Source organism: Paracoccus ferrooxidans (genome assembly GCF_029909815.1).
GTDB classification, from domain to species: Bacteria; Pseudomonadota; Alphaproteobacteria; order Rhodobacterales; family Rhodobacteraceae; genus Paracoccus; species Paracoccus versutus.
This window is the reverse complement of record NZ_CP038198.1, coordinates 484,689-498,393: the sequence shown is the minus strand read 5'-3', so window position 1 is coordinate 498,393 and position 13,705 is coordinate 484,689. Positions and strand designations below refer to the sequence as shown.

At 69.5% G+C, this 13,705-nt stretch carries 11 protein-coding genes; 3 read left to right on the top strand and 8 right to left on the bottom strand.

What is annotated here, in order from left to right; translation table 11 throughout:
- Window positions 1–330 precede the first annotated feature (330 nt).
- Window positions 331–1,335, top strand: a complete 1,005-nt coding sequence (locus E3U26_RS02500) for an acyltransferase family protein (protein WP_244295346.1) — start codon at window positions 331–333, stop codon at window positions 1,333–1,335.
- A gap of 213 nt (window positions 1,336–1,548) precedes the next feature.
- Here the strand turns inward: E3U26_RS02500 and E3U26_RS02495 are convergent, their stop codons facing one another.
- The 6 genes from E3U26_RS02495 to E3U26_RS02470 are packed head-to-tail and all read right to left on the bottom strand — an operon-like array spanning window position 1,549 to window position 8,255.
- On the bottom strand, window positions 1,549–2,634 hold the full coding sequence (locus E3U26_RS02495; protein ID WP_499105357.1) for a glycosyltransferase family 4 protein: 1,086 nt from the start codon (window positions 2,632–2,634) through the stop codon (window positions 1,549–1,551).
- Entirely contained in the window at window positions 2,631–4,169 is a 1,539-nt protein-coding gene (locus tag E3U26_RS02490) for an ABC transporter permease (RefSeq protein WP_499105356.1), read from the bottom strand. Before E3U26_RS02490 ends, E3U26_RS02495 begins: the two co-directional genes overlap by 4 nt.
- On the bottom strand, window positions 4,166–4,942 hold the full coding sequence (locus E3U26_RS02485; RefSeq protein ID WP_499105354.1) for an ABC transporter ATP-binding protein: 777 nt from the start codon (window positions 4,940–4,942) through the stop codon (window positions 4,166–4,168). Before E3U26_RS02485 ends, E3U26_RS02490 begins: the two co-directional genes overlap by 4 nt.
- Window positions 4,932–5,927, bottom strand: a complete 996-nt coding sequence (locus E3U26_RS02480; protein ID WP_499105353.1) for an ABC transporter substrate-binding protein — start codon at window positions 5,925–5,927, stop codon at window positions 4,932–4,934. Before E3U26_RS02480 ends, E3U26_RS02485 begins: the two co-directional genes overlap by 11 nt.
- Before the next feature lie 19 nt (window positions 5,928–5,946).
- Entirely contained in the window at window positions 5,947–7,521 is a 1,575-nt protein-coding gene (locus tag E3U26_RS02475; RefSeq protein ID WP_499105351.1) for an alkaline phosphatase family protein, read from the bottom strand.
- Window positions 7,518–8,255: a CDP-alcohol phosphatidyltransferase family protein gene (locus E3U26_RS02470; RefSeq protein WP_499105350.1), complete on the bottom strand. Its 738-nt coding sequence runs from the start codon at window positions 8,253–8,255 to the stop codon at window positions 7,518–7,520. Before E3U26_RS02470 ends, E3U26_RS02475 begins: the two co-directional genes overlap by 4 nt.
- Before the next feature lie 94 nt (window positions 8,256–8,349).
- On the opposite strand from E3U26_RS02470, the gene E3U26_RS02465 reads away from it, so the two are divergent.
- Complete coding sequence (locus E3U26_RS02465; protein WP_499105348.1) at window positions 8,350–8,898, top strand: cytochrome b; 549 nt, start codon at window positions 8,350–8,352, stop codon at window positions 8,896–8,898.
- A gap of 155 nt (window positions 8,899–9,053) precedes the next feature.
- Window positions 9,054–10,655 carry an OpgD/OpgG family glucan biosynthesis protein gene (locus E3U26_RS02460; RefSeq protein WP_499105346.1) on the top strand — a complete coding sequence of 534 codons (1,602 nt, stop codon included), beginning with the start codon at window positions 9,054–9,056 and terminating at the stop codon, window positions 10,653–10,655.
- A gap of 1,035 nt (window positions 10,656–11,690) precedes the next feature.
- Here E3U26_RS02460 and E3U26_RS02455 read toward each other — a convergent pair.
- On the bottom strand, window positions 11,691–12,740 hold the full coding sequence (locus E3U26_RS02455) for a TniQ family protein (RefSeq protein WP_499105345.1): 1,050 nt from the start codon (window positions 12,738–12,740) through the stop codon (window positions 11,691–11,693).
- A gap of 2 nt (window positions 12,741–12,742) precedes the next feature.
- Window positions 12,743–13,705, bottom strand: coding sequence for a P-loop NTPase family protein (locus tag E3U26_RS02450; protein ID WP_499105344.1), 963 nt, complete (start codon window positions 13,703–13,705; stop codon window positions 12,743–12,745).

The following is a 13,705-nucleotide window of genomic DNA, read 5'->3' as shown; positions in this document are numbered from 1 at the left end:
AGCAGGACGGTTGCTGTCTCTTCGTCCCAGGATGCGGGATGGCCGATGGCATTGCGACGGTCCTCTCGGCGCCACCGGGAAGGGTGGGCCGTTCACCGACAGCGCGGTTCGTGGCGACGGTGATGGACATCTGCCCGTAAAGTTTGCCAAACTTGGCCTCACCGCTCGACCCGGAACCAATCTGGGGGAATTGCCGCCGCATTCGACACGACCTTACGGTGGGCATGCCCCCGGCTCAGAATCCTCTCCGTCACCCGAAGTCCAGGCCCGATGATGCATCGCCGACATATCCGATCCCATACGGCGCTGCGCGGAATAGCCGCGTTGCTGGTGGTTCTCTATCACTATCGCCACGCCTTTCCCTGGGGCGCGGCCATCGACGGCAGAACCGGCTTCGTGATGAGCGCGACGCATATGGTCGACCTGTTCTTCATGCTGAGCGGCTTCGTGATGACACTCGTCTATGCCGCCGACGGTTTCGACAGCCGTTTCAGTCCGCGCGATTTCCTGCAAAGCCGGTTCGCACGGATCTATCCGCTTCATCTGCTGACGCTGGCGTGGATGTCCCTGCTGGTGCTCTATGGCGGTCCCTTTTCGGCCGAGCTTTCGCAGGAAGCGTTGCGAACGGTAGCGTTGGTGCAGGCCTGGGGGTTCCAGGACCAGTTCTCCCTGAATTTTCCAAGCTGGTCGATCAGTGGCGAGTTCGCCGCCTATCTGCTGTTTCCGCTTCTGGGTTGCGGCCTGCTCATGCGCCTGCGCCCTGGGCCCGAGGTCTTCGTCGTGCTGGCGATAGCGGGGCTCGCGGCGCATGAGATCCTGATGCAGCATTACGGGCTGCGCTGGGAACGCATTGCCCTGCTGCGGGCGGTGCCGGGGTTCCTGCTTGGATATGCCCTGTGCCACTATCGTCATTCCTGGACCGGATTGTCGGACAGGGCGCTGTCGCTGATTCAGCTGTCTTGCGTCGTTGCGCTGGCAGGCATGATGCATGCCCGTCTCGAACTGCTCTGGATGGTGCCGCTCTTTGCCATCTGCATCCTGTCCACCTGGGAGGACCGGGGCGTTCTGGGCCGCCTGCTGTCCGCCCGCGCGCCGGTCTGGCTCGGGGACATCTCCTATACCATCTACATGCTGCATGTCCCGGTCATCAGCGCGGGCTACCTTGCCTGGCCGAAGCTGGCTGGATTCCTGCCCGACACGCTCCGGCAGGCCTTGTTCGTGCCGGCAACCCTGCTGGTCACGCTGGGGCTTTCGGCGCTGGTCTACCGCCATTTCGAGGTTCCGATGCGCAGCCTGCTCCGCGCCCGGCAGCGGACTCGGGCCGGCGTGGACTGAGGTTTGCCTGTATCCGATCAAGCCCGCGCGCCGGCCAGAGGGGCGGTGCAGACAAAGCCGGCATGGCTTTCCATCCGGCGCCATTGCGGGCCTTCCTTTCGGGGGCCGGGGGCGGGGTCTTGATGCGACGGCTGTCGTTTCCGCTTGGGCGGACTAAGCCGCGGTTCCTGAACTGGCCGTCGGGTCCGCAAGGTCAGCTTTGGGCGCCTTGCGTCAATCGCGATCGCCGGCGGACCTGATTGCCCTGTATCGCGGCAGGGCGCAGCGCTCCAGGACCCGGCTGGCAACGGCTGCGGTTTCCCGCCAGCCGGGCAAGGCGTCGCCGGCCCGGCGCGCGGCGTCGCGCAGCTGCGCGTGCAGGGGCGCCTCGCCCAGCAGCCGGCGCAGCGCGGCCGCAAAGGCCGGCGGGTCGTCGGGCGGCACCAGCAGCCCGGCGGCCGCGGGCACGGTATCGGGGACGGCGCCCGTCGCGCAGCCGACGATCGGCAGGCCATGCGCCAGCGCCTCGTCGAAGACCAGCCCGTGCCCCTCGTATCGCGTCGCCAGCGCGAAGATCGAGGCGCTTGCGTAAAGCTGTTCCAGCCGCTCGGCATCCACCCGCCCCGCCAGCACCACCCGATCCGAAACCGGGCTTTCGGCCAGTTGCCGGGCCAGCGCGGCGGCATGGGCGCGGTCCCAGGGATTGCCGACGATCACCGCCTGCCAGTCCATATCTGCCAGCTCTGCCAATGCCTTGATCAGCACGTCATGGCCCTTGCGCGGATGCAGGATGCCCACCGACAGGATCAGCGGCGGGGTCAGGGGCGCGGGGACGAGCCATGGCCGCTCGACCCCCGGCCGGGCGATGGTGATGCGGTCGGGCGGCACGCCGTAGCGTTCGGTCAGCAGCGCGCGCGTATGGGGGCTGGGAACCAGCACGTGGCGCGCAAGCCGCAGGTTGTCGCGCTCGGTCCGGTAGAGATGCGCGCGCCGCGCAGGATCTAGGCCGGTCTCCATCGCCAGCGGGTGATGGATCATCGCCACGATGGGCGCGCGGACCTGGGCGAGGCCGGCGGTGTCGATGGCGCCGAAGACCAGCCCGTCGACGATCAGCGGGCGGTCCTCGGCCACCAGCGCCGCGACGGCCGCCGCCATCTCGGACGGGGCGGGGTCGGGGAAGCTGGCGGGCAGCTGCAGGTGGCGGACGTCGTGGCCCAGGGCGCGCAGCCCCTCCAGCAGCCGGCGTTCATAGATATAGCCGCCGGTCAGCGTGGCGATGTCGCCGGGGATGGCGAAGGCGGCGTCGCAGGGTGGGGTCATGGGCGCACCTGTTCGGGGGCATAGCGGGCCAGCACGCGGCGCTCGGCCGCGCCGACGCCTGCATGGCCCAGCCATGAGAGCAGCGTGACCAGCACCACCGAGGACCAGAGCATGTCGTAATCCGAGACCGAGGCCGACAGCGCCATCAGCCCGCCGATGCCGCCGCCCGTCGCCAGCCACTCGACCACGGTGACGGCCAGCACCGCGGCCGGCACGCTCATCCGCGCCGAGGCGAAAAGCGCGGGCAGCATGGCCGGGATGCGGACATGGACCATCTGCCGCCAGCGGCCGGCGGCATAGGTGTGGAACACGTCGAGGATCTGGCCCGGCGCCTGCCGCAGCCCGTGCTGGCAGGCGACGAAGGTCGGAAAGAACACCATGACCGCGACCAGCACCACCACCCCCGCCGCGCCGCGCCCGACCAGCAGCACGATCAGCGGTGCCGTGGTCACGATGGGAATGGCGCGCAGCGCGATGGCAAGCGGGGTAACGAGTGCCGAGAGCGCGGGCAGCAGCGCCAGCAGGACGGCGAGGCCCGCGCCCGCCGCCAGCCCTGCCGCATAGCCCGGCAGCACATGGGCGCCGGTCTGCGCCAGCGCGCCGGCCAGGGTCTGCCGGGTCTGGGCGGCATCCGGGGCCCAGGCCAGCGCCGCCAGCACGTCGCCCGGCCGCTTGGCGAAGAACGGGCTGAGCCCGGCCAGCCGCAGCCCCGCCCACCACGCGGCAAGCACGGTCGCGACCACCGCGAGCGTCGAGACCAGTGCCGCGCGGCGCGAGCCGGGCGCGGCGCCCGGCGGGGCCAGCAGCACGGGCGGCGATCCATCCAGGAAGCGGCGCGCCGCCGCGCCGATCAGCGCATAGGCCGCGACCGCGACGGCGGCGGCCAGCGCGGCGATACTCCAGAGCGCGGGCACGTCCAGCGCGCGGGTGAAGCGGATGGTCAGCACGCCCATCCCGCGCTCGGCCCCGGTGAACTCGCCCACCAGCGCGCCGAGGAAGGCGGCGGGGGCCGAGATCTGCAGCCCGGCGACCAGATAGGGCAGGGCGGCGCGCAGCCGGACATGGCGCAGCTCGGCCAGGCGGCCGCGGCCATAGACATGGACCAGGTCCAGCCAGGCGGCGGGCACGGCGCGCAGGCCGGCCAGCAGCGGGATCAGCGTGGTGTAATAGACTGCCAGCGCCGCCAGCGCGATCTGCGGGCCTTCGCCCGGCCCCATCATCACCCGCAGGATCGGCCCGGTCGCCACCAGCGGCAGGCAAAAGACCACCAGCGCCAGCCCCGAGACCAGCCCGGTCAGCCGGGGCCAGAGCAGTGCCACACCCGCCAGCGCCACCGCGGCCAGGTTCCCCAGCAGGAAGCCCGCCGCCGCATTGGTCCCGGTCACGGCCAGCGCCCGCGACAGCAGCCCGGCATGGGCGGCGGTCCATTGCGCGACCTCGACCGGGCCGGCGATCAAGTAGCGGCCCGCCAGGGCCAGCGCCGCGGCCTGCCACAGCGCAAGCAGCAGGATAAGCCCGGCCAGCGCATTCCTCATGGGCAGGCCGCGCCGGCGGGGGCAGAGAGCGCCGCCCGCGCCTCGGCCTCGATGCGGCGGAAGGCGGGGCTGTCGGCCAGTCCGGGACGGCGCGGACGGGGCAGCGGCACGGCGATGTCGGCGATGATCCGCGCCGGGCGGGGTGACAGGACCAGGATGCGGTCGGCGAGCCACACCGCTTCGGCCAGCGAATGGGTGACGAGCAGCGCGGTGGTGCCCTGCGCCTGCCAGAGCGGCGGCAGATCCTGCGCCAGCTGGCGGCGGGTCAGTTCATCGACAGCGCCGAAAGGTTCGTCCAGCAGCAGCACCTGCGGCGCGGTGACAAGCGCGCGGGCGATGGCGGCGCGCTGGCGCATGCCGCCCGACAGCGCCGCCGGGCGGGTGGCGGCAAAGCCCTCCAGCCCGACCAGTCGCAGCAGATGCGCGACCTTGCCCGGATCGGCGTGCTGGCGGGCGAGCTTTTGCGCCAGCGCCACGTTCTGCGCGGCGCTGAGCCAGGGCAGCAGCGAGGGATCCTGGAAGGCGACCGAGATTGCGCCCCGCCGGCGCTGATGGGCCGGGTCCAGCCCGCCGATGCGCACCTGCCCGCCGTCCGGCAGATCGAGCCCCGCGACCAGCCGCAGCAGCGTGGACTTGCCGCAGCCCGAGGGGCCGATCAGCGCCGTGGTCTGGCCCGCGGCGAAATCGGCGTCGAAGCCCGCAACCGCCTGCACGCCGCCGGGCCAGGTCTTGGTCAGCGCCCGGCAACTGATCCCGGCGCTGCTATCCTGCATGGACCGCCTCCAGGATCGAGCGGTCCCAGAGCGCGGGCGTCACCTCGCGGCCCAGCAGCGAGAGGGTGCGGATATTGGCCTCGACCGCCTCGTCGCTCCACCAGCCGAAACCGTGCGTCTCGGTCAGCTCCGAGAACATCAGCGGCAATTGCCGGCGCGCCTGCAATTTCTGCGTGGGCAGGTCCAGCCCGGCATCGGGGAACAAGGCGACGGTCAGTTCGGCCGCCGCATCGCTGTCGGCGCGGCACGCTTCCCACCCCCGCGCCTCGCCGGCCATCAGCGCCACCAGCGCCTCGCGGCGGTCGGCCAGGCTGTCCTCGGTCGCGATATAGGTCTGGGAATGCAGGGCATAGCCGTGATCGGCCATCAGCATGGTGCGGGCCTCGATGCCCTGGATCGCCATGGCGACCGGCAGGTCGGTTTCCCAGCAGAGCAGGCAGTCCACCTCGGCCGCGATCAGCGGCTGGGCGGAATATTGCGTGGGCACGATACGGATGGCGTCGAAATCCACGTCGTTCAGCTTGCACAGCGCCTGCAGGACGGGGGTGTTGGCGATGGCCATGCCAATGCTTTTCCCCGGCAGGTCGGCAGGGGTTTCCACGGGATTGCCCGGCAGCGAGGCGATGGCGAAGGGGTTCTTCTGCATGGCGACGCCGATGATGCGGAACGGCGCCCCCCGCGCCACCGCCGCCGCGGCATAGTCGGCGGCCGAGATGCCGACCAGCGCCGTGCCCGCCACCACCGGCGGCTCGACCGGCGCGTTCGGGCCGCCCTGCAGCAGCGAGACCTCCAGCCCCGCCTCGCGCCACCAGCCGTTTTGCAGCGCGATGTAGCTGCCGGCGAATTGCACCGAATGCAGCCAGGACAGTTGCAGCGCCACGGCCTCCTGCGCCCGCGCCCGGTGCGGCAGGCCCGAGAGGCCGAGCGCCAGCCCCGCCGCCCCCGTCTGCAGGATCCGGCGGCGTGTCGGCGGGGAATGGGTCATCGGGGCACCTCCGTTCGGGTCATGGTGGGGCAGGGGACGAACGACCGTGGCGGGCGAGGCGTTCCCTCGACCCCGCATCCGGCGCGGCAAAGCCTTGCAGGATCAGGTCGCGCATCCGGTCCATCGGGATCGCGGGGCTGTCCGCGCCAGGGACCAGGCCGGGGGCAAAGCCCCATGCGGCGCTGCGTTCGACCAGCGCCGCGGGGCCGATCACATGCATGGGCACGTCGCGCCCGCCGTCCGGCGCGATGCGTTGCGCGGCCTGGTGGTCGCCCAGCACCAGGATCAGCGGCGCGTCACCCGCATGGCGCAGCGCATAGGCCATGACGGTCTGCAAGGCATAGTCGATGGCGTCGCGGTAATGCCGGCGGATGTTGTCGCGGTCGCGCCAGACCTCTTGCGGGCTTTCCCCGGCGACGGCCATGGCGGCGAAGGCGGAACCGTCCCCGACCTCGTCCCAGCCGATCAGCCGCGGCACCGGCACCCAGGGCGCATGGGACGAAATCAGCGCCACCTGGGCGAAAAGCGGGTCGCCCCCATCATGGCGCAGCAGGCGGTCGGCGGCGGCCAGGGTGAACTGGTCGGGCATGGTGACCCAGTTGAAGGGCAGCCCGCGATAGCCCAGGTCCGATGCGGCCAGGATGCGGTCGAAGCCCATCTGCGCCGCCTCGGGCCAGGGGCGGGTGATGGCGGGCATGACGGCCGCGGTGCGAAAACCGGCGCGCTGCGCGTGGTGGAACAGCCCCTGCCGCCCGCTGGCCAGCGCGGCCTGGTAAAGCGACTGGTCGCCCACCCAAAGCCCCGAGGCGAAGGTCGCATGCGCCAGCCAGCTTTGCCCGCCCTGCGTGGGCGAAACCAGATACCCCGAGCGCATGGCAAGGCCGGCGCGCGCCAGATCGGCCTCGGCCCGGCGCAGGGTGGCGAGATGGGTTTCGGCGTAGAAGGGGGTCGCGAAACTGGCGCGGCCATAGCTTTCGACAAAGATCACCAGCACGTCGCGGTCGATGGCACCCAGCAGTCCCGGCCGGCCCGCCATCGGGTCGTTTGCCGCCGCCGCGCGGAAGTCGCGCAGCGCGGCGAAGGTGCCGGCGGCCAGCCGGGCGCGTTCAAGCGCATAGCGCGCATTCTCCGGCCTTGGGGCCATGGCGGGCAGCAGGACCAGCCCGATGGCCGCGACAAGGGCGATGCGCGCGCCTTGTCCCGCGACGGGGCGGGCCCAGAGCCCCGTCGCCCACCACAGCACCGCGGCGATGCCCGATGCGGCAAGGGCAGCGGCCAGGACGAGGCCGAGACCCGCCAGCGGGCCGAAGGTGCCGCCCGTCAGCCGCACCGCGGCGTCCAGCAGCGGCAGGTCCGCCGCGACGTTGAAGGGCCGCCCCAGCGCCGAGACCATGGCAAGGTCGGCAATCTTCTGCATCGCCAGCAGCGTAAGCGCCGCCGCGACCGGCAGGCGCGCCACGCCGCCGCCCAGCACCAGCAAAAGCAGCAGCGCAGGCAGTTCGGGCGTCGGGCGGATCGCGGCGCCCGGCACGATCAGCGCCAGCTGGATCGCCAGCGCCGACAGCAGCAGCGGCAAGGCCCTGCGCATGGTCATGGCCGGCGCCGCCACAGCCAGCGGATGTCGAGCGCAAAGGACAGCACCACCGCCGCCGTGGCGAACCAGGCCAGGAACTCGGCCTGCGCATGGCTCGGCAGCGGCGTTTGCAGCAGGATCAGCGTGCCGAGCTGCAGCACGCAGATCGCCTTGCGCCGCAGCCGCTGCGGCAGCTCGGCCCGCAGCCAGGGCAGGGCGAGGCCGGCGGCGACGAAGCCATAGCGCAGCACCCCCAGCAACAGCACCCCCGGCCCCAGCGTGGTGCCCAGCCAGGCATGCAGCGCCAGGGCCAGGGCGAAAGCCGCGTCCACCTCCATGTCGAAACGCGCCCCGAAGCCCGAGACGAGCCCCGACCGCCGCGCCAGCCAGCCATCGACTCCGTCGAGGACCAGCGCCAGGCCCCCGGCGACCGCGACCGCCCATCCTGCCGCCACGCCATCCGCAAGCGGCGCCAGCAAGGCGCAGGTGATGGCCGCGCGCAGCAGCGTCACCGCGTTGCAGCCGCCGATCCGGTCATGCGGATAGCTGCGCCGCATCTGCGCCAGGATCATGGCGCAGCAGCCCAGATAAAGCGCGCTTGCGGCAAGCCAGCCCCCGGCCGCGCCGCCGATCCCGCCAAGCCGCAGCGCCTGCATCGCGAAAACGCCCATCGCGGCGCCGGCGGCGACCTGCGCCGGTATTCCAGCCGCCGGGCGGGGCGGCTGCGCAAGCGGGCCGTGATCGGGGTCGGTCATGGGAAAATGCTACGCCAAGCGTGGGTTCCGTCAAGATGCTACGGCTTTGCGCGGGGCGGGGTTTTGCGATAGGATAGTGAAAAGGAGCCAGCCGATGCGCGAGCCCCCCTTGGGTTACAGAACGCCCGCCCGCCTGTTTCACTGGATCGTCGCGCTTGCCGTGCTGCTGATGATCCCGGCGGGGCTGACCATGACGCGCGAGGGGCTGGACCGCGGCTTGCAGGACGCGCTGTTCATCTTTCACAAGAACACCGGCACGCTGCTGATCCCGGTGATCCTGGCGCGGATCGTCTATCGCCGGCTGCATCCGCCGCCGCCCTTGCCGGCCTCGGTGCCCGGCTGGCAGAGGCGGGCGGCGGCCGCCTCGCATCTGGCGCTTTACGTCCTGCTGGTCGTCATGCCGCTGAGCGGCTTCGTCCGGGTGCGGGCCGGCGGCTTTCCCATCGAATTGCTCGACGCCATGGGGGCAGGGCCCTGGCTGCCGAAATCCGAAGCCCTGGCCGCCGCCGTGCAGGGGCTGCATTTCATCGCGGCCCTGCTCTTGATCGCGGTGCTGGCGGTGCATGTCGGCGCGGCGCTGCAGCACGCGCTGATCCGGCGCGACGGCGTGTGGCAGCGCATGTGGCCGCCCGCGGGGGGCTGAGGGCCGGGGGCTGAGCGCCGTCTGGCCGGCTGCAATGCGCCTTGCCCGGCGGCACCGATCGGCAAGACTCGGCCAATGCGGGATCGATGCCTTGAAATGCTGCCGCAGCTGGGCCCCGATGGCAAGCGACTGAATCACCTGATCCTTGGGGCATCATGCATTCGCAAAAACTCTTTCGCCGCACCGTGCTGCAGGCCGCCCTGGGCGGCGGCGCCTTCTTCCTGCTGCCGCGGATCGCGCGCGCGGCGGACGGCATCGCCGGCGATGCCGAGCCGGAGGCGTTCTCCTTCGATATCCTGACCGAGCGGGCGCGGGCCTTGGCGCAGGCCGCCTACCAGCCGCCCGAGATCGAGGAGGCCGATATCCTCGAGCAGGTGGATTACGACCGCCACAACGAGATCCGCTTTCGCCAGGACCAAGCGCTCTGGGGCGACGAGCCGGCCGCCTCGCGGGTGCGGTTCTTCTTTCCCGGCCGCTATTTCAAGCAGCCAGTCCACATCCATGCGCTCCGGGACGGCATGGCAAGCGAGATCCCGTTTTCGCTGGATCTCTTCGACATCCCCGACGACAATCCGGCGCGGCGGCTGGCCCGGACCGACGGCTTCGCCGGCTTCAGCGTCATGGATGCGCAGACCGGGCGCGACTGGATGGCGTTCCTGGGCGCCTCCTACTGGCGGACCTCGGGCTACAGCGGCCAGTTCGGCCTTTCGGCCCGCGGCCTGGCGATCGACACCGCCATCCCCGACGGGCCCGAGGAGTTCCCGCTGTTCACCCATTTCTGGCTCGAGCCGGAAACCGACAGCGGCATGACCACCTATGCGCTGCTCGACAGCCCGCGCGCGACCGGCGCCTATCGCATCGTCTCGCGCCGCGGCAAGGGCATCGAGCAGGACGTGACCGCCCGTATATTCCTGCGCGAGGGGGTCGAGCGGCTGGGCATCGCGCCGCTGACCTCGATGTATTGGTTCGGCAAGAACACGCCGCATATCGCGCCGGACTGGCGGCCCGAGATCCACGATTCGGACGGGCTCGAGATCCTGACCCATGCGGGCGAGCGCATCTGGCGGCCGCTGAACAACCCGCCCCATACCATGGCGAACACCTTCACCGCGCCCTCGGTCAAGGGTTTCGGGCTGATGCAGCGCGAAAGGAATTTCGAGCAATATCAGGACGACGGCGTCTTTTACGAAAAGCGCGCCAGCGCCTGGGTCGCGCCCCGCGGCGACTGGGGCGAGGGCACGGTCACGCTGGTCGAACTCAGCACCGATGACGAGATCCACGACAATATCGTGGCCTTCTGGCAGCCCGCCGCCCCGCCCAGGGTCGGCGGCGAATACCGGCTGGACTACCGGCTATCCTGGCTCGAGGACAGCCCGCTGGCCGGCAGCACCGGGCAGTTCGTCGCGGTCCGCATCGGTGCCGGCGGCGTGCCCGGCCAGCCGCGCCCGCAGGAGACGGTGAAGATCGTCTGCGACTTCACGCCCCATTCGCTGGCCCCCGGCGACAAGCCGCATCTCAACATCACCGCCTCGCGCGGGGTGGTGTCCAACGACGCGGTCTATCCGGTCGTCGGCCGCCCGACCTGGCGCGCCATGTTCGACCTTGGCTTCGGCGGGCCCGAGGAGCTGGTGCCCCGCGACGACAGCCCCATCGACCTGCGGGTCTTTGTCGCGAAAGCCGAGGACGCGGTGACAGAGACCCTGCTGCTGCAGCTGTTTCCCACGCAGTTGCGGTCCCTGCTGGCCAGCAGGCCGTGACCTGTGCGGGCGCGCGGCCGCCCCGCCCGTAGCATGGAGCATGGAGCATGGAGCATGGAGCATGGAGCATGGAGCATGGAGCATGGAGCATGGAGCATGGAGCATGGAGCATGGAGCATGGAGCATGCGCGTCGAGGGGATCGGCGTCCAGGCCGCCCTCGAAACCCTGGCCGCGGCAGGACCGCGGCGAGGCCGGAGGGGAAGGCAAAAGGTATTGCCAGGACGCATCGTCCTTGCGGACGATCACCGGCGTTTCGGCATGGATTGCGGCGTTTCGAGGCCGTGAGCTTTATCAGGACCCATGCCCCGGCCCAGAAGGCATGCGACCTTCCCGCCGGCCCGCTGTTTCCCGACATCGCCGTCGGCGGCCGATAAGAGCCGCCCCCTGCGTCACGGAAGACAGGCGGCACGGCGTCCTCGGCAAGATCATCCGGTCGCCAAAGCTTGCGGGGCAGGGGCCGATCATGACCGGCCTTGGGCGGCGGTCGTTGTTGCGAAACAGGACCGTAGAGCGGCAGAGCTGGCGCCTTCATGACGCATGTGCTTGGGCCCGGCTGTGCGACGGAGAGTCTTTTAAGTTATCTTTTAAAATCACTAGTTTGCGGGGAAATCCAAGTCTCCGAGTCAGGGCAGGGAACAGCAGCATCGGGTCGCATGATGGTATCCTGCGGGCATAGCGCCGCCGTTCGGAAAAGCGGCGCTTCCCCGGCGCTTCGACGAGGTTTCGCAGGCCCGGAAGCGATGGCGTCGGGCGGATGCTCGTCACGTCCCGCAGCAGTTGCCAGAACCTTGACAGCGGCCTTCCAAGTCAACCTGCCGGATCCCGGCGCCAGGACACGGCGCCTGGTGTCAACGCCATGCGCTGGATTCCAAGCAAACCCTTGCAATAAAATGATTATGTTGAAACCTTGCCCGCACAGTGGACATTAATCGCGCGTATAATGGCCATTGAGAGGGTTCCGTATTGTGGTAACTGATTGATTTTACGTTATCTCATGGATGCCTGTTTTCCCGCTTTGACCATTCTACGCGCGATTATTGACCATCGAAATGTTGCGTGACGGCCAAAGAAAAAGGCCGCCCGGAGGCGGCCTGACGAAGTCTGGCATCTGATGGAGGGCAGGGCCGGACTGGGCCTGCCGATAGCAGATCAGGATTCCGCCGTGCTCTCGATATGCTCTTCGAAGCTTCTGCGGAACGGGCTGCCCGGTGCGGGATGGTGGAGTTCGTCGAGCAACGAGCCGAAGGCATCCCATTTGCTGCCCCGCCTCGGCATCGGCGTGGGGTCAAATCCGGTCTGAAGGATCTGCAATGCGCCGCGGATTCCCGCCACCCCTTTGGCGGTGTAGATCCAGCCACAAGTGGTTGCAGCATCTGATCCTGGACTGATAGGTCGTCGAAAGCGGCATATGGCCCGAACTCCATAGCGGTGCCCAACAACTCCGTCACCCGGATACTTTGTTCGAGCGGCAGGCTGTCCAGCCATGCAGGGCCATGAATACCTACAAGCCGGTTGGCGATATAGGTCTGGAGCGGGGAAGCCGGACAGGATTTGGCACAGCCCGCAAGATCCCGCAGCATGGTGGCGGTTTCCGGCACGCTGCCGGCGAAGACGCCCTTCCCAACCATATGGTCAGGCCTGTCCCGGCGGATCAGGGGCAGCCTATGTGTCGGACAGGAACGGATCGGCTTCAGCCGCCAGATCAGCCGTTCGCGCCGGTGGATGGCGATATTCTGACCTGCCACCTTGGCGACCGCATCGTCCTCGGCCAGACAGGCCGGACAAAAGCGCAGATCCTGCTGCGGGCGCAGGCTGTCGATCAGGATCTCCTCACCAAGCCGCCAGCTCCGGCTGGTGTGCCGCATCAGGGTGTTGCGCAGCACCGGTCCCGGATCCTGCCCGGCGGTTGCGCAAAGGCGGTTCAGCTCATCCGGATCGCCGATGGACAGAACAAAAGGATCAAGGCCGAGATCACGCAGGAAGGTCTCGATGGGGCCGCGGATATGGAAAGCGGCCATGCGGACCGCCCAGGACCAATGGGTCTCGTCCGCCCGGAACGGCAGCAGGGGAAAAAGGCGGGCCATGCTCAGGCCCGCCGCCGCCGGGCCCGCGCGCGAGCAGGCGGATCGTCGGCCTCGTTCCGGTCGGGGTCGATCTGCGGCCAATCCGGGGCGAGGAAGACATTCCCGCCGGGCGGGCAGCCCTCCTGCATCGCCCAGAATTCCGCAAAATGGGCGATGTCCAGACGGGATGCCCCCGCCTCCAGGGCAAATTCGATCGCGCCGACCAGAGTCTCGATGCAGCGGCCAAAGCGATAACGCGCGCCATGGAACAGGCGCGGGATCAGATCTGCGTCAAGCGGCGGCTCAAGCCCCGCAATCCGGCAATATTCCCGGATCACCCGAACGACGCTTGCCCCATCCGTCACTTCTGAGACCGGCGGCAGGATCAGCGTCGAAAGCCGACGCTGGACCTGCGGATCGGAACGGACGATCTCGTGCAGCCTCTCGGTGCCGGACAGGATCGGGATGACGGCCTCGTCCCCCTGCATGAGGGATTTGAGGGCGCGCAGGATCAGGTGGCGATCGGCGCAAAACAGGTCATGCGCCTCGTCGATCCAGAGAACAACGATACCCAGATCCTTGAGCCGACCCCGGAGGGTTTCCCAAAGGCCCCAGCCTTCGCGGTTGGCGGTGATCACCGGGTAGCCGCTGCGCTGCAACAGCGCGCCGGTCATGCTTTTGAAGGTCGCAGGGCTGGGCACGCTGGCATCGAGATAGTGCCGCCCCGTCGCTCCGGACAGAACCGGGTGCCGTTCCAGGGCGCGGGAGATCAGCGTGGTCTTGCCGCCACCGGCGCCATCCACCACCATCACACCGCGGGTCTCTCGCCCGGCGGAAAAGCGCTGCGGCTCGGGCAGCAGGTTGCCCGCCTCATCCCGGCAGAGCAGCCGGTTGAGATGGGTGATGAATGCGGCGTCCCTTGGCGTATCGACGCGGAGTTTGCGCAGTTTCTGAAGGATCCGGGCGGCCTCGGTGGGATTGGGCAT